At 48.1% G+C, this 15,624-nt stretch carries 12 protein-coding genes; 10 read left to right on the top strand and 2 right to left on the bottom strand.

Annotated elements, in window-relative coordinates; genetic code table 11:
- Nucleotides 1-21: 21 nt before the first annotated feature.
- Nucleotides 22-1,833, bottom strand: a complete 1,812-nt coding sequence (locus tag ABCW45_RS03920) for an AAA family ATPase (protein ID WP_343220317.1) — start codon at nt 1,831-1,833, stop codon at nt 22-24.
- A 172-nt stretch (nt 1,834-2,005) separates the two neighbouring features.
- A complete protein-coding gene (locus tag ABCW45_RS03915; RefSeq protein WP_117470381.1) occupies nt 2,006-2,785 on the bottom strand; it encodes a type III pantothenate kinase in 780 nt (259 codons plus the stop codon).
- A gap of 195 nt (nt 2,786-2,980) precedes the next feature.
- On the opposite strand from ABCW45_RS03915, the gene coaBC reads away from it, so the two are divergent.
- From coaBC to leuB, 10 genes are all read left to right on the top strand, one after another.
- Nucleotides 2,981-4,174 (top strand): bifunctional phosphopantothenoylcysteine decarboxylase/phosphopantothenate--cysteine ligase CoaBC, encoded by a 1,194-nt coding sequence (gene coaBC, locus ABCW45_RS03910; RefSeq protein WP_343220315.1) that lies wholly within the window; start codon nt 2,981-2,983, stop codon nt 4,172-4,174.
- Nucleotides 4,175-4,449: 275 nt separating this feature from the next.
- Nucleotides 4,450-6,075: a peptide chain release factor 3 gene (locus ABCW45_RS03905; protein ID WP_120040281.1), complete on the top strand. Its 1,626-nt coding sequence runs from the start codon at nt 4,450-4,452 to the stop codon at nt 6,073-6,075.
- An 85-nt stretch (nt 6,076-6,160) separates the two neighbouring features.
- Nucleotides 6,161-6,610 (top strand): GatB/YqeY domain-containing protein, encoded by a 450-nt coding sequence (locus ABCW45_RS03900; RefSeq protein ID WP_117484362.1) that lies wholly within the window; start codon nt 6,161-6,163, stop codon nt 6,608-6,610.
- Between the two features lie 203 nt (nt 6,611-6,813).
- On the top strand, nt 6,814-8,217 hold the full coding sequence (pepV, locus tag ABCW45_RS03895; RefSeq protein ID WP_343220314.1) for a dipeptidase PepV: 1,404 nt from the start codon (nt 6,814-6,816) through the stop codon (nt 8,215-8,217).
- A 233-nt stretch (nt 8,218-8,450) separates the two neighbouring features.
- Nucleotides 8,451-10,121, top strand: coding sequence for an AAA family ATPase (locus ABCW45_RS03890; protein ID WP_343220313.1), 1,671 nt, complete (start codon nt 8,451-8,453; stop codon nt 10,119-10,121).
- An 88-nt stretch (nt 10,122-10,209) separates the two neighbouring features.
- Nucleotides 10,210-11,037 carry an amidohydrolase family protein gene (locus ABCW45_RS03885; protein WP_343220312.1) on the top strand — a complete coding sequence of 276 codons (828 nt, stop codon included), beginning with the start codon at nt 10,210-10,212 and terminating at the stop codon, nt 11,035-11,037.
- Nucleotides 11,038-11,170: 133 nt separating this feature from the next.
- Complete coding sequence (locus tag ABCW45_RS03880) at nt 11,171-11,626, top strand: YlmC/YmxH family sporulation protein (RefSeq protein ID WP_343220311.1); 456 nt, start codon at nt 11,171-11,173, stop codon at nt 11,624-11,626.
- 109 nt (nt 11,627-11,735) lie between these two features.
- Nucleotides 11,736-12,848, top strand: coding sequence for an agmatine deiminase (gene aguA / locus ABCW45_RS03875; RefSeq protein ID WP_343220310.1), 1,113 nt, complete (start codon nt 11,736-11,738; stop codon nt 12,846-12,848).
- Between the two features lie 167 nt (nt 12,849-13,015).
- Entirely contained in the window at nt 13,016-13,882 is an 867-nt protein-coding gene (aguB, locus tag ABCW45_RS03870) for an N-carbamoylputrescine amidase (RefSeq protein WP_343220309.1), read from the top strand.
- A gap of 318 nt (nt 13,883-14,200) precedes the next feature.
- Nucleotides 14,201-15,283, top strand: coding sequence for a 3-isopropylmalate dehydrogenase (gene leuB, locus ABCW45_RS03865; RefSeq protein WP_343220308.1), 1,083 nt, complete (start codon nt 14,201-14,203; stop codon nt 15,281-15,283).
- Nucleotides 15,284-15,624 lie beyond the last annotated feature (341 nt).

The raw sequence follows: 15,624 nt of genomic DNA, 5'->3' as shown, positions 1-15,624 counted from the left end.
TGGTGCGGCAGCCCCTTCTCATTATTTTCGTTTCACAACGGCTGTTTTTCCACGAAAAGCAATCCCGATTTTTATGATCGGCCGGACACCTGCATCCCGCAATTCCGTGTCATATTTTTTCACATCTATTTGTTGGAGGGCGCGATCTGCCAGCGCATCCAGATCCACATGATCATCATTTGTGTGTTTGAATTCAAACAGGAATCCCGGAATTCCTTTTACTAATGGATTCAGTTGAATATCAAATCGGCCAAGCCCCGATTCTCGATTGGAACGAATCTGGTACCTGTTTCCAAGGATCGCACATAATCCAAGCATCATGCCATGATAAAAACTTTCATTTGCCCCATCCATAGAAGAAATACTCTGCAGCATAAAACTCTCCAGCAAAGACTGAAGCTTTTTTGCATTTCCGGAGAATATCGCCTGATTGATAGAAATCGCGACGCTGTTCTGATTCGTCCGATTCAAAATTTCTTTTTCATAAACACAGGCAATCTCTTTATTTGGAATTGCAACATCGCACATGAAATTTCCATCATTCTGTGGATAAATTTCTGCAACTTTTAAGTAACCCGCAACAAGAAGAAAACTATAAATCGTGTATGGATTATTCTGGATCTCCGGATAGATCACGCTGGTATCTATATACGTAGTGATTTTTTCACCGCAGAGCAGTTTATGAAGTCCTTCCGTTATCTCGGGTGTAGCTGTCGCGATAATCTCACCAATGATTTCGTTGCTGCCGGTAGACTGCCAGAACGCCTTTGGGAAGCACTGATCGGTAATGTAATTGATCACAGACCATGGATTAAAGATTTCTGTATGACCAAATCGGTATCCGTCATACCAGTTGCAGATCTCCTGATATTTGTCCTCTTTCCCATAGTAGTGCAGAATATCTTTTACTTCTTCAGTTGTAAAGCCGAAATATTCACTGTAACTGTCGTCCAAAATCGAATTGGTTTTCAAATTATTCATGCCGCTGAAGATGCTTTCTTTTGCAACACGGAGAATGCCTGTGAGAAAGCCAAAAGCCAGATGTGGATTATCCTTCAGGCCGCCGGAAAAGAAATTACGCATGAAATTCACGATTTCAGGATAAAAATTGCAATGATGTCCCTGCTGGATCGGTGTATCGTATTCATCAATAATGATAATACATTCTTGTCCATAATGCTTGTGCAGCAACAGAGATAAGATTTGTAATCCCATCTGGCAGTCTACTTCATTCGCATTGTCACTGGCAAGGCGATGGTACTGTTCTTTTTCATAGATTCCAAGTGCAGTACTTTCCTCAAGTTCACTGTGCCGTATAAATTCCAGTGAAATCAGCTTACGGATCTTCTGAAATGTCTCCTGCCATGTCAGACATTTTACATCCTTAAATGTCAGGAATATGACCGGATACTTTCCCTGATGCCGGGTATAATCAGAACCACACTGCCATATCTGCTTATCCTTGAAATAAATGGAGGTGTCCTCCTGCGTTTTTTCAAAAAAGACCCGAACCATATCCATATTCAATGTTTTACCGAAACGTCTCGGACGGGTAAACAACGATACCATAGGTTTCGTATCCAGAAAATCACGGATCAGCAAGGTTTTATCTACATAATAATAGCTTGTGGTCGCCGTCTTGAAATCAGAAATCCCAATGGGCATCGGCTTTTTCTTTTCGCCTGGATCTGGCCAAACTGCATTTTCTGGAATCAGCCAGGAATGTCCCTTTTTCACAGCTCCGGAAATTTCGCCCTGCTTGCACATCTGCTGGACTCTGCGCACTGTGATTCCCATTACTTTTGCCGCTTCCATGCTGGATAAATAGTTCATTGAACACCTCCAAACGTAATTCTATCATAAGTATATCCCATTAAACGAAATATTACAACTCTGCATTTCGCTTATATTTCGTTTCAAACGAAATGTATAGACAGCAACAGTCGGGAGGACAATTCTGAATAAAAAAGCCGAATGAACGTTAATTTCATTCGGCAGTGAAGCTTTACGCATCTTTTGTTTCTGTATTTTGTCTGTACAGGATCATCAGTCCGCGGAGCAGAAGATCCGGATCATATGTAATCTTATGCGTACAAAGCGGGGTGATAAATCTTGCCATGCCGCCGGTTGCGATCAGTGTGGCTTCTTCGCCGAGCTCTGCGGTCATGCGGTCGATAAGACCGTCAAGCATTGCGGCATTGCCGAGCATGATACCATTTCTCATACATTCGATGGTGTTCTTTCCGATCGCACGTTTCGGAACATCGAAGCTGATCCTCGGAAGCTGGGCTGTATTGGAAACGAGGGAGTTTAAGGCAACCTTTACACCGGGGAGAATCACACCGCCGATGTAATTTCCATCGTGGTCCACCACATCGAGCGTTGTCGCGGTTCCCATGTCCGCGATGATGATCGGTCCTTTGTATTTGGCATTTGCAGCGACAGCGGCCACGATCCGGTCACCGCCGACGGTCTTGGGGTTATCCATTTTGATGTTTAAGCCTGTCTTCATTCCGGAACCGACAAGAAGCGGTTTCTTTCCGGTGATCTTCTTCACGGCGGAAGAGATCGGCGCGTTTAACGGCGGGACAACGGACGCCATAATGGAACCTTCGATATCATTTTTCTTTACTTTATGGATCTCCAGAATATTCTTTAAAAGGATCGCGTATTCGAGACTCGTTTTTCGGTCATCGGTGGTGATGCGCTCCTCAAAATATGTTTTATTGTCGTCAAGACCTCCGACAACGATATTGCTGTTTCCCATGTCGATTGCTAAAATCATTGAGAAAACTCCTTCCACAAATCTAAGTAACGTGTTATACTGTTTTTACGTGTGCAGTTGATTAAGGTTTCCGTATTTGCGGGATTTGTCAACCGTCACTGTGAATATGAGAAACGTGTGAGACAGGTTCCTCATAATTTTAAAGTTCGAATTATCTTACCATAAATTGACTAAAATTACAACGGAGGATTCCAAATGTTAGCAGGAAAAACCGTACTTTTATGCGTGAGCGGCAGTATCGCCGCCTATAAGATCGCATATCTCGCCAGCGCACTGAAAAAACTGAAGGCAGATGTCCATGTGCTTATGACCCGGAATGCGACAAATTTCATTAATCCGATTACATTTGAGACACTGACCGGAAATAAATGCCTGGTGGATACGTTTGACCGGAACTTTGAATTTTCCGTTGAACATGTTTCCCTTGCGAAGGCGGCGGACGTTGTCCTCGTTGCCCCGGCTTCCGCGAATGTGATCGCGAAGCTGTCCCATGGCCTTGCGGACGATATGCTGACGACCACGGTTCTCGCCTGTACCTGCAGGAAGATTATCAGCCCTGCGATGAATACGAGAATGTTCGAGAATCCGATCACACAGGACAACTTAAAGATCTGCGAACACTACGGAATGGAAGTGATCAGTCCGGCAAGCGGATACCTCGCCTGCGGCGATACCGGAGCCGGAAAGATGCCGGAGCCGGAGGTGCTGCTCCAGTATATCTTAAAGGAAGTCCAGTACGAGAAAGACTTAAAAGGGAAGAAGATCCTCGTGACCGCAGGCCCGACGAGAGAGGCCATCGACCCGGTGCGCTATATTACAAACCACAGTACCGGAAAGATGGGATATGCCATCGCGAAGACGGCAGCTCTCCGCGGCGCTGAGGTGACTCTTGTTTCCGGACCGGCAGAGGTGGAGCCGCCGATGTTCGTAAACTTTGTTCCGGTGGTTACTGCCAAAGATATGTTCGAGGCCGTGACAAGCCGCAGTGACGAGATGGACGCGGTGATCAAGGCCGCGGCTGTCGCTGACTACCGCCCGAAGTTCGTGAATACCGAGAAGACAAAGAAGAAAGACGGAGATATGGCGATCGAACTGGAGCGCACCGACGATATCTTAAAGTGGCTCGGAGAACATAAAAAAGACAGCCAGTTCCTCTGCGGATTTTCCATGGAGACGGAACATATGCTGGAGAATTCCAGGGCAAAATTAAAGAAGAAGAACCTCGATATGATCGTTGCCAACAATCTGAAGGTTGCCGGTGCCGGTTTCGGAACAGACACGAATGTAGTGACGATGATCCGCGAGAATAAGGAGACGGAGCTTCCGATCATGTCGAAGGAAGAGGTTGCAGGGGCGATCTTAGACGAGATCTTTGAAATTAAAAGATAGAAAATTCCAATTTTTACCAGAAAATAGAAGATTCGACTACTCAGGTGCCTTTACAGGTGAAAAACGCAAAGCAGGCACAGAGTGGTGAAGATTGCTATAAATGTAACGAATTTTAAGGCTTTCTTCTTGACGAAACTCTTAAATACTGGTAAAAATTAATTGGAATAAGAGCAGCAGAAAAAAACGGCAGTCAAGAAGGACCGCGGTTCTTTTGTGCTGTCAGCAGGAAAATATTGATAAACAGTAGCTGCCTCAACACAGGGCAGTTACGTTAGATGAAACACAAGATAGATTTGGAGGAAAATTTTTTGGCTTCATTAAATGATGAAATAAAGAGACGGCGGACATTCGCGATCATTTCCCACCCGGATGCCGGTAAAACGACACTGACTGAGAAATTCCTGTTATACGGAGGCGCGATCAACCTCGCCGGAACCGTAAAGGGACGCAAAGCGACAAAGCACGCAGTCTCCGACTGGATGGAGATCGAGAAAGAGAGAGGTATCTCCGTAACATCTTCCGTACTCCAGTTCAATTACGAGGGATACTGCATCAATATTCTTGATACCCCAGGACATCAGGACTTCTCCGAGGATACCTACCGTACCCTGATGGCAGCGGACTCCGCGGTCATGGTCATCGACGGATCAAAGGGTGTCGAGGCGCAGACCATCAAACTGTTCAAGGTCTGTGTGATGCGCCATATCCCGATTTTTACCTTTGTAAACAAGATGGATCGTGAGGCGAGAGACCCGTTCGAGCTCATGAGCGAGATCGAGGAGGTTCTCGGAATCCATACATGTCCGATCAACTGGCCGATCGGCTGCGGAAAGAGCTTCAAGGGCGTATATGACCGCCAGACAAAGAAGATCACGACCTTCACGGCTGCCATGGGCGGACAGAAGGAAGTTGCCACAGAGACTTTCGACGTGGAGGGAACAGACGTGGATTCCGTCATCGGTTCCGATTTCCACGCTCAGTTGAGGGACGATATCGAGCTCCTCGACGGGGCAAGCGATGAGTTTGATCAGGAGCTTGTAAGTGCCGGAAAGCTTTCACCGGTGTTCTTCGGATCTGCTCTCACAAACTTCGGTGTTGAGACATTTCTGGAGCATTTCTTAAATATGACGACTTCTCCGCTTCCGCGAAGAACGACAGACGGCGTGATCGATCCGTTCAGACCTGATTTCTCCGCCTTCGTATTTAAGATCCAGGCGAATATGAATAAGGCGCACCGTGACCGTATCGCTTTCATGCGTATTTGTTCCGGTAAGTTCGAGGCCGGAATGGAAGTAAACCATGTCCAGGGCGGAAAGAAGATCCGTCTGACCCAGCCGCAGCAGCTGATGGCTGAGAGCCGTAAAATCATTGACGAGGCTTATGCCGGAGATATCATCGGCGTTTTCGATCCGGGTATTTTCTCAATCGGTGACACGCTCTGTACGTCCAACGAGAAGTTCCAGTTTGAGGGTATCCCGACCTTTGCGCCGGAGCATTTCGCGAGAGTCCGCCAGATCGATACCATGAAGAGAAAACAGTTCTTAAAGGGGGTCAACCAGATCGCTCAGGAAGGTGCGATCCAGATCTTCCAGGAGTTCAATACCGGTATGGAGGAGATCATCGTCGGCGTTGTCGGTGTCCTGCAGTTTGAGGTTCTGACCTACCGCTTAAAGAATGAGTATAATGTAGACGTAAGACTGGAACAGCTTCCGTTTGAGTACATCCGCTGGGTTGAGAATCCGGAGGAAGTGGATGTGGCGAAGATCCAGGGCACATCCGATATGAAACGCATCTGTGACCTCAAGGGCAATCCGTTATTGTTATTCATCAACAGCTGGAGTGTCGGCATGGTCGAGGAGAGAAATCCGAACTTAAAACTCAGTGAGTTCGGAAAGAACTAATCAAGTTTACAAAATATATCATCACAGGAACATGCGGAACCAGTTGTTTCGACTGGGAATACCGCATAGACAGGAGGAATATAAGATGAGTAAGATCGATGTTGTAAGAGCAGCTATGGTCGAGGCGATGAAAGCAAAAGATAAAGAGAGAAAAGATTCCCTTTCCATGCTTCTCTCTGCGTTAAAGAACGCGCAGATCGACAAGCGCGAAGCTCCGCTCACAGAGGATGAGGAGAACGCGATCGTAAAGAAAGAGATCAAGCAGGTCAAGGAGACCATCGAGACAGCACCGGCAGACCGCACCGATATCATCGATGAGGCAAAGAAGAGACTTGCCGTATATCAGGAGTTCGCTCCGGCTGATATGACTGAAGACCAGATCAGGGAGACGATCGCAAAGGTTCTTGCAGAGCTTGGGATCGAAGCCCCGACAGCAAAGGACAAAGGAAAGATCATGAAATCCCTGATGCCGCTCGTAAAGGGGAAGGCAGACGGCAAGATCGTAAATGAGATCTTAGCTGGATTCATGAAATAAGGTAAACGAACGAAACGCCTGCGAAGCAGACAATAAAGCGCGTAAGTGCAGGTTTGTGATCAGGCATGCAGCCAATAACTGGCGCACAGAATAAGTATGGTATAAGCGGGGCTGGCTTTACGATCTCGGAAACGCCCGGGATGAGACGGTCCCGCCTGTCTGTAAAATGGGTTATAACAAAAGAAATATGGAGGCGGAAATTTATGTATAAAGAGAAGATCAGCCGGTATATTGACGCGCACAGGAAAGAAATGCTGGAGGACATCGGAGCTCTTTGCCGGATCAACAGTGTGAAGGGGTCTTACCGTATCGGAAAACCGTATGGGGAAGGGTGCTCCGAGGCACTGCGTACAGCTCTGCATATTGCGGAATGCTACGGTTTTTCCATCAACAACTATGACAACTATGTTGGAACCGTTGACATGAATGACAAAGAGGCACAGCTCGATATTCTGGCACATCTGGACGTTGTTCCGGCCGGAGACGGCTGGACCGTTACAGAACCTTTTGAGCCGGTAGTAAAAGACGGAAAGATCTATGGCCGCGGAACCGCGGACGATAAGGGACCAGCAATTGCTGCCCTCTACGCGATGCGTGCCGTAAATGAACTTGGAATCCCGATGAAAAAGAACGTCCGCCTGATCCTTGGCACTGACGAGGAGTGCGGAAGCTCCGATATCACCCACTACTACAGTGTGGAAAAGGAAGCTCCGATGACCTTCTCACCAGATGCGTCCTTCCCGGTGATCAATATCGAGAAAGGCCGGATCGGAGGTAATTTTACGGCAGAGTTCGAGCCGTCTGACCGTCTTCCGAAGATGGTATCCTTCCACAGCGGAACGAAGACGAATGTGGTTCCGGGCGCGGCAGAGGCATTATTTGAGGGTCTTGACGGAGATGAGACAGAAACTCTCGCAAAGAGCATGGAAGAGGAGCTTGGAATCCGGTTCACGGTATCCTCTGAGGATGGCTGCCTGAAGATTGCTGCAGTTGGCGAAAACGGCCATGCAATGGCACCGTGGAAAGGAAAGAATGCCCTGACAGGACTCTTATCCCTGATCGAGCGTCTTCCGTTGGCGGAATGCGGACAGACAAAGGCAGTCCGCGCGTTAAACCGCCTGATGCCGCACGGTGACTGGTACGGCGAAGCGCTTGGAATCAAGATGAGCGATGAGGAGTCCGGCGAACTGACACTGGCATTCAGCATGTTGGATATTTCCGAGAAAAGCTTAGAGGGCGAATTTGACAGCCGTTGTCCGATCTGTGCCACAAAGGAAAACACCATCGATGTGATCCGTGAAAAAATGGAAGCAGATGGAATCTCCTTCAATACAGAAGAAATGAAGCCGCCGCACCATGTACCGGCAGATTCTGATTTTGTGAAGACTCTGCTCTCCGCATATGAAAAATATTCCGGAAGAAAGGGCGAGTGTATCGCCATTGGCGGCGGAACCTATGTCCACAATTTAAAGAACGGTGTTGCTTTCGGCGCTGCCCTTCCGGAGACCGAGAACCACATGCACGGCCCGGACGAGTTCGCGGTAGTTGACGAGCTCACAATGAGTGCGAAGATCTTTGCACAGGTGATTGTGGATCTTTGCTGTTAAAAGAGGTCATGATTGGGAGAAAATGAATAGATAAGCGCAGCAGAGCGCACACGGTCCGGCTTCAGAAATGGAGCCGGGCCATTTTTTGTTATGGCTTATAGCAAATTACGCAGAATGAGCGGAAGCCGGAATAGCCGCAGTAAGCAGAGCTTTTTCTTGTAAAAACACGAGATTCATGGTAGCATAGAAGCAATGAAAAATCTGTGCATGGCTGCACGAAAGGAGCAGCAGAGATGAAAGAAATGAACATTCCTGTTGGAGTTTCGGATTTTGAAGAAATTCGTAAAAATGAGTATTACTATATTGATAAATCGGAATTAATAGGAGAGCTGCTCAGCAGAACGGGAATAAAAGTAACGCTTATTACCCGTCCCCGGCGCTTCGGCAAGACATTGGGCATGAGCATGCTGGAAAGCTTCTTCGACATCCGCAAGGAGAGCAGAAAACTGTTTGAGGGACTGAAAATTACAGAAAACCAGGCATTGTGCGATGCGTGGATGAACCAGTATCCGACAATTTTTGTTTCGTTTCGACAGGTAGATGGACTGGATTTCACTGGGGCATACGATATGCTCACAATGGTGATTGCAGATTTGTACAACAGACATCTCTATTTGCTTGATGGTAAAAATGCCACGGACTTCCAAAAAGCGGCGTTTGCACATCTCGCACATGGCAGCGGTTCGATAAAAGAAGTTAAGAGCAGCCTTATGCTTTTGACAACGATGATGCAAAGCTATTATGAAAAGCCTGTAATTCTTCTTATAGATGAGTATGATGTTCCCGTAGCAAAAGCGAACAACAACGGTTACTATGATGAAATGCTCGATGTTATGAAAGGCTTGATGCAGGCACTGAAGGACAATCAGGCACTTCGGTTCGCGGTTGTTACGGGGTGTCTGAAGATTGCAAAAGAGAGCATCTTTACTGGAACAAATAAGTTTGTGTCGGATACGATCACAAATTCCCGTTTGAACGAGTATTTTGGTTTTGTACAGAGCGAGGTTGACCAGCTGCTGAATGACACCGGTCTGACGGAACAGGCTGACAATATCAGGAAATGGTATGATGGCTACCATTTCGGTGATTTTGATGTTTACTGCCCGTGGGATGTTATGAATTATATGTTGGAACTGCAGCGAAATCCGAAAGCCAGACCGGTCAGCTATTGGAAAAACACCAGCGACAATGCCATCATACGTTCCTTTATTGAGTATGCAGGCGGTACGATTACAAATAAGCTTGAAACTTTGATGGCGGGCGGCTGTATTGTTCAGCGTGTAGATGAAAACCTGACCTATGATTATCTGCATTCTTCGGAAGAGAATCTTTGGAGTACACTATATCTGACGGGCTACTTAACCAAAGCGCGCAAGGGAGATTACAAGGACGAACTGCCGGATGGCATGGCTGCTCTTATGATTCCGAATGCAGAAATCAAAGAGATTTTTGAAACGACAGTTATTAAATGGTTCGATGACAGCACGAAGAAGTGGAATCGAAATGCTTTGTTTGACGCTGTATGGAACGGTGACAGTGAGAGGATTACCAAAGAAATGAATGCCCTGCTCCGGCGGACGATCAGCTACCATGACTATCGGGAAGACTTCTACCACGCTTTTCTTGCAGGTATCTTCACCGGCGCCGGATATATGGTGGATTCCAACAAGGAACACGGAGAAGGCCGGAGCGATGTGGTTATTTACGATTCTATGAATGCCCGTGTTGCAATTTTTGAGGCAAAGTATACGAAGGTTCTGGAAAATCTGGGGAGTGCGTGCGATACAGCTTTGCGGCAAATTGATGATCGAATGTACGCAAAGGAGTATGAGGAAGACTATGACCAGATTCTTTGCTACGGTATTTCGTTTTTTAAAAAGCGTTGCATGGTAAAGAAAAAGTGACTCATTGCAAATAAAAACCAAAGCCGCAGAAAAATTCAGGAACATGCTGCCGAAAACGGTGCATGGAGGAAGAACTGGAGAAGAATAGATGAATTGCAGGATCATTGACATTCATACGCATATCTATCCGGTTGCCCTGGCGAGACGGGCCATGGAGGTCACCGGGCATGAAAATGATGATTTTAAGAAGCTTCCGATCAGGGAAAATCTGCTGGCGCGGATGCGGGAGGCGGGAGTGGATCTCTCCGTGAACCTGCCGGTGGTATCGAAACCACAGAATCAGGGGGAGGTGAACCGGTTCGCGAAGGAAGCGGCAAGAAAAAATATTATCTCATTCGGCGGCCTTCACCCGGACTGTGAGAATGTGATCGAGGAGCTGGAAAAGCTGAAGGATATGGAGATGGCCGGGATCAAGTTCCATCCGCCGTTTCAGAAGGTCCATCTGGATGATCCGAAATACGAGGAGATGTGGAGAAAGATCAATCAGCTGGGATTTCCGGTGCTGATCCATATGGGGACGGCGAGGATCGTGCGCCCCTATGATCTCTACCCGTCGGGAATCCGAAAAATCTTAAAATCTGCCCCGGATATCCCAATTATCATGGCCCATATGGGAAGCTTCTGCATGATGAAAAATCCCAATGAGAATCTTGAAAATCTGCCGGAAAATGTATTTATCGATACGGCCATGAGCGCGGAGCTGGAGGAAGCCGGGGAGTTCGAGGAGATCGTCCGGAAATTCGGCACAAAGCGGGTGCTTTACGGCTGTGATTTTCCTTATGGAAGCCAGAAAGCCGCAATCGCGAGGATCAAGGACAGCAGCTTTTCGGACAGCGAAAAGGAAGACATGTTGTGGAGAAATGCGGCGAAGATTTTGAAGGCAGTGGGAAAACTGCCGGAGAATATTGAGTTGTAAAGCTTCAGAAAAATTACAATTAAGTGAAAATAATGCTGGATATTTATCTCAGGGACAAGAAATGGAACATAGACTATAAATAGAGAGTATGACTGGTTGACGGCAGCCTGCGCGAATAACAGGTCTGTGGTTGATGGGATACATAAAATGTTTCGATCCGGGAGATGATGCCATGCGGATGAGCGAGTTAAAGAGGCGGGAAGTGATCAATGTCTGCGACTGCAAACGGCTGGGGTTTGTGGGGGATCTGGACATTGATCCGTGTACAGGCAGGATTTTAGCGATCATTGTGCCGGGACCGGGCTGTGTCTGCGGATTCCTGGGACGGGAAAAGGAATTTGTGATCCCTTTTGGGGATATTTGCCAGATCGGGGACGATATTATTCTGGTCCGGGTTGAGGAGAAGAAGGAAAAGCCGTCGAAGCCCCCGAAGCCGTGTCCACCGCCGCCAAAGCCGCCGTTTTGTCCCTGCCCGCCTCCATGTGAGCCGGGAGGAAGATGTGACTGTCCGCCGCCGTGTAATATGGATTGTGGCTGCCCTCCGCCTTGTGACCAGGGAAAAGGCGGTTATATAAAAAAGTGGCGGTAAGAAACCTGGAAGTGAGAGCGGCTTCCGGGGCGAATAGCAGGAAGATGTACATGAGATAGATCAGTATAATTAGTAGTTAATGAAGATAAGTCAGGAAAGGAACTGAAGAATGAACAAACTTCACACGATACCGGCAGCGGATGGATTCCGCATGCCGGGCGAATTTGAACCTCACAGAGGCTGCATCATGATCTGGCCGAAGCGTCCGGGAAGCTGGAACTACGGCGCGAAAAAAGCGAGAGAGGCATTTAAGCGCGTGGCATGGGCCATCGCCGAGAGCGAGGAGGTCTTTATGCTGGCGGAGCCGGATGTGGAGGAGAATGCCCGCGAGATGTTATCCGGGAATCCGGGACACGGGATCCACGTGATCCGGATGGAGTCCGATGATGCCTGGGCGAGGGATGTGGCACCGACCTTTGTGGTGAACGGGGAGGGCACTGTCCGTGGCATCGACTGGGAGTTCAACGCCTGGGGAGGAACCGTGGATGGACTTTACGCCCACTGGGAGAAGGATGATCTTGTGGCGGAAAAAGTCTGTGGGGAGCTTGGCTATGACTGCTACGAGGCCCACCCCTTCGTTCTGGAAGGCGGTTCGATCCATTCTGACGGAGAGGGGACGGTTCTTGTGACGGCAGCGTGCCTCCTGAGCGGAGGAAGAAATCCGAAGCTCACAAAGGACGAGATCGGGAAGAAGCTCTGTGCTTACCTCGGGGCTAAAAAGGTGATCTGGCTGGAACATGGAATCTACAATGACGAGACGAATGAACATGTGGACAACATCTGCGCGTTCGTGCGCCCGGGCGAGGTGGTCTTAGGCTGGACCGATGATGAGAAGGATCCCCAGTATGCCATGTCGAAGAGCTGTCTGGATATTTTAGAACATGAGACGGATGCTATGGGAAGAAAAATCAAAGTCCACAAGCTTCCAATCCCAAAGACACCGATCTGTGTGACGGAGGAAGACCTCGGCGGTTATGAGTTTGAGGACGGCGAGGACACGAGAGAAGTCGGGGAACGGCTGGCGGCAAGTTATGTAAACTTCTATATCTCAAACGGCGGGGTGATCGTGCCGCAGTTTGGGGATGATCATGATAAGACGGCGGTGGAGATCCTCGGAAAAGTGTTCCCGGAAAGAAAGATCTGCCCGATCCCGGCCCGGGATATTCTGCTCGGCGGCGGAAATATCCACTGTATCACGCAGCAGATCCCGCAGGGAAGATAGGAAAAGAATACGATAAAAAATAGAATCAGAAAACGTGTATTGAACCAGGATAGACGCTGTACCTGAGGAGCAATTCAAAAAATTAAAAATCAAAGAACAATATGGAGCTGGAATATAGACAGCACATAGGGACAATAAAACGGATACCCCACAGGAGGAAATATAAAATGCGAAAAGTAAAAGTCGCAGCGGTACAGATGCGCTGCACAAGAGACGTGAATGCGAATATCGCAAACGCGGAGGGACTCGTGAGAAAAGCGGCAGCGGACGGAGCCCAGATCATCCTGCTCCCGGAGCTCTTTGAGCGCCAGTATTTCTGCCAGGAGCGCCAGTACGAATACTATGAGTTTGCAAAGCCGGTGGAGGAGAACGACGCGGTAAAACACTTCGCGAAGGTGGCGGAGGAGCTCAAAGTCGTTCTTCCAATCAGCTTCTACGAGAAGGACGGAAAGCGCCTGTTCAACACTGTTGCGATTCTTGACGCAGATGGAACAAATCTTGGAATCTACCGGAAGACCCATATCCCGGATGACCACTATTATCAGGAAAAATTCTACTTCACACCGGGCGACACGGGATTTAAGGCATTTAAGACCCGCTACGGCACCATCGGCGTGGGCATCTGCTGGGACCAGTGGTTCCCGGAGACCGCGAGATTTATGGCGGTAAAGGGCGCAGAGCTCTTATTCTACCCGACAGCCATCGGCAGCGAGCCGATCCTCTCCGTGGACAGCATGCCCCACTGGAGACGCTGTATGCAGGGACATTCCGCGTCGAACCTGATGCCGGTGATCGCGGCAAACCGTGTGGGACTGGAAGAGGTAACGCCATGTGAGGCAAATGGAAACCAGAAATCAGCCCTGAAATTTTATGGCTCCTCCTTCATCACGGACGGTGCCGGCGAAGTGATCCAGTCCATGGACCGCGACAGCGAGGGCGTGATCACAGCGGAGTTTGATCTGGATGAGCTGGAGCGCGAGAGATTCTCATGGGGACTCTTCCGCGATAGAAGACCGGAGATGTACCACGAGTAAGAAAAATTCAGAGAAGAAAAGGCACATGCCATGGAATAAACATTGGTTCCGGGTGATGTGCCTTTTATCATGAAGAGAAGCAGTGAGAGTGAACCCCACTAAAGTATAACTGTGATTCATATAAATAATAGAAAACATATATGCCAGTAATTCCTCCAATTTGTTGAAAATTAAGAAAAATTAGAGTATGATTACAAAGAGATAATCGGACAGAAAAGGAATTAGTCCGGTACAAATATGAAAAGTAAAATACCCGAAAAATATGGAAATGACGGCAGCATTTCGTGAATTTTCAGGCGGGATATGGAGGAAAAAGACATGGAATATAGAATTGCAACGATCTCCGGCGACGGGATCGGTCCGGAAATCGTGAGAGAAGCAAAGAAAGTTTTAGATAAAACAGGTCAGAAATACGGTCATAAATTCAACTATGAAGAGGTCCTCATGGGTGGAATCTCCATCGACACCTACGGTGTGCCGCTGACAGACGAGGCGCTGGAGATCGCAAAGAAGAGTGACGCTGTTCTTCTCGGTGCAGTCGGTGGAAATGTCGGCAACTCCCGCTGGTACGATGTTGCCCCGAACTTAAGACCGGAGGCAGGACTTCTTGCGATCCGTAAAGGATTAAATCTCTTCGCAAATATCCGCCCGGCATACCTCTACAATGATCTTGCAGGCGCATGCCCGTTAAAGCAGGAGATCATCGGTGACGGCTTCGACATGGTCATCGTCCGCGAGCTGACCGGAGGCCTTTACTTCGGTGAGCGCCACACAGAGACCGTAAACGGTGTTGAGCAGGCGACAGATACTCTCGTATACAGCGAGAAGGAGATCCGCCGCGTAGCGATCAAGGCATTCGAGATCGCCATGAAGAGAAAGAAGAAAGTAACAAGTGTCGATAAGGCAAACGTTCTCGATTCCTCCAGACTCTGGAGAAAAGTCGTTGCGGAAGTCGCAAAGGACTACCCGGAAGTCACTCTTGAAAATATGCTGGTCGACAACTGCGCAATGCAGCTCGTTATGAACCCGCGCCAGTTCGATGTGATCTTAACAGAGAACATGTTTGGCGATATCTTATCCGACGAGGCGAGCATGATCACCGGTTCCATCGGTATGCTGTCCTCCGCAAGCTTAAATGAGAGCAAATTTGGTCTCTACGAGCCGAGCCATGGTTCCGCACCGGATATCGCAGGAAAAGACATCGCAAATCCGATCGCGACGATCCTCTCCGCAGCTATGATGCTCCGCTTCTCCTTCGACCTTGACAAGGAAGCAGATGCTATCGAGGATGCGGTCAGAAAGGTCCTCGCAGAGGGCTACCGTACCGTTGATATTATGGACGAGGGCAAAAAGCAGGTCGGAACCACTGAGATGGGAAATCTGATCTGTGAGAGAATCTAATAAAATAAAGCAGAACGAGACTGGCAGAATACATGAGTTCATGTGTTCTGCCTTTTTTATGTAACAGGAAATTCCCTGTTACATAAAAAGGCACTAACGTGTCCAAGATGCACACTCGCGCGAAGATATAGATTGTCGCAAGCGACCGTGCGAGGCGCGAGAATGTGCCAAGGCACATTCTTTTTATAGAAATCCGGAAGAAATTGCCTACAGCAGTCATATATTTTAAAAAAAATTACCAAAAATGAAAAAAAGTTTGCATAATTCGGGGCAAATCAAAAATTTATCATTGATTTGCCCGGGCACTTGTGTTAGGATATATGTCAAATCATCCTAAGGCG

Source organism: Pilosibacter fragilis (genome assembly GCF_032490495.1).
Lineage (GTDB): Bacteria > Bacillota > Clostridia > Lachnospirales > Lachnospiraceae > Pilosibacter > Pilosibacter fragilis.
The sequence above is the reverse complement of the archived record's forward strand: the minus strand, read 5'-3'. Positions and strand labels throughout refer to the sequence as shown.

Excerpts from the sequence above, each read along its gene's own strand:
- ABCW45_RS03900 (WP_117484362.1), top strand. The coding sequence starts at position 6,161 with ATGAGTAAGATCGATGTTGTAAGAGCAGCTATGGTCGAGGCGATGAAA.
- pepV (WP_343220314.1), top strand. The coding sequence starts at position 6,814 with ATGTATAAAGAGAAGATCAGCCGGTATATTGACGCGCACAGGAAAGAA.
- aguB (WP_343220309.1), top strand. The coding sequence starts at position 13,016 with ATGCGAAAAGTAAAAGTCGCAGCGGTACAGATGCGCTGCACAAGAGAC.
- ABCW45_RS03920 (WP_343220317.1), bottom strand. The coding sequence starts at position 1,833 with ATGAACTATTTATCCAGCATGGAAGCGGCAAAAGTAATGGGAATCACA.
- ABCW45_RS03905 (WP_120040281.1), top strand. The coding sequence starts at position 4,450 with ATGAAACACAAGATAGATTTGGAGGAAAATTTTTTGGCTTCATTAAAT.
- ABCW45_RS03890 (WP_343220313.1), top strand. The coding sequence starts at position 8,451 with ATGAAAGAAATGAACATTCCTGTTGGAGTTTCGGATTTTGAAGAAATT.
- leuB (WP_343220308.1), top strand. The coding sequence starts at position 14,201 with ATGGAATATAGAATTGCAACGATCTCCGGCGACGGGATCGGTCCGGAA.
- ABCW45_RS03915 (WP_117470381.1), bottom strand. The coding sequence starts at position 2,785 with ATGATTTTAGCAATCGACATGGGAAACAGCAATATCGTTGTCGGAGGT.
- aguA (WP_343220310.1), top strand. The coding sequence starts at position 11,736 with ATGAACAAACTTCACACGATACCGGCAGCGGATGGATTCCGCATGCCG.
- coaBC (WP_343220315.1), top strand. The coding sequence starts at position 2,981 with ATGTTAGCAGGAAAAACCGTACTTTTATGCGTGAGCGGCAGTATCGCC.
- ABCW45_RS03880 (WP_343220311.1), top strand. The coding sequence starts at position 11,171 with ATGGGATACATAAAATGTTTCGATCCGGGAGATGATGCCATGCGGATG.
- ABCW45_RS03885 (WP_343220312.1), top strand. The coding sequence starts at position 10,210 with ATGAATTGCAGGATCATTGACATTCATACGCATATCTATCCGGTTGCC.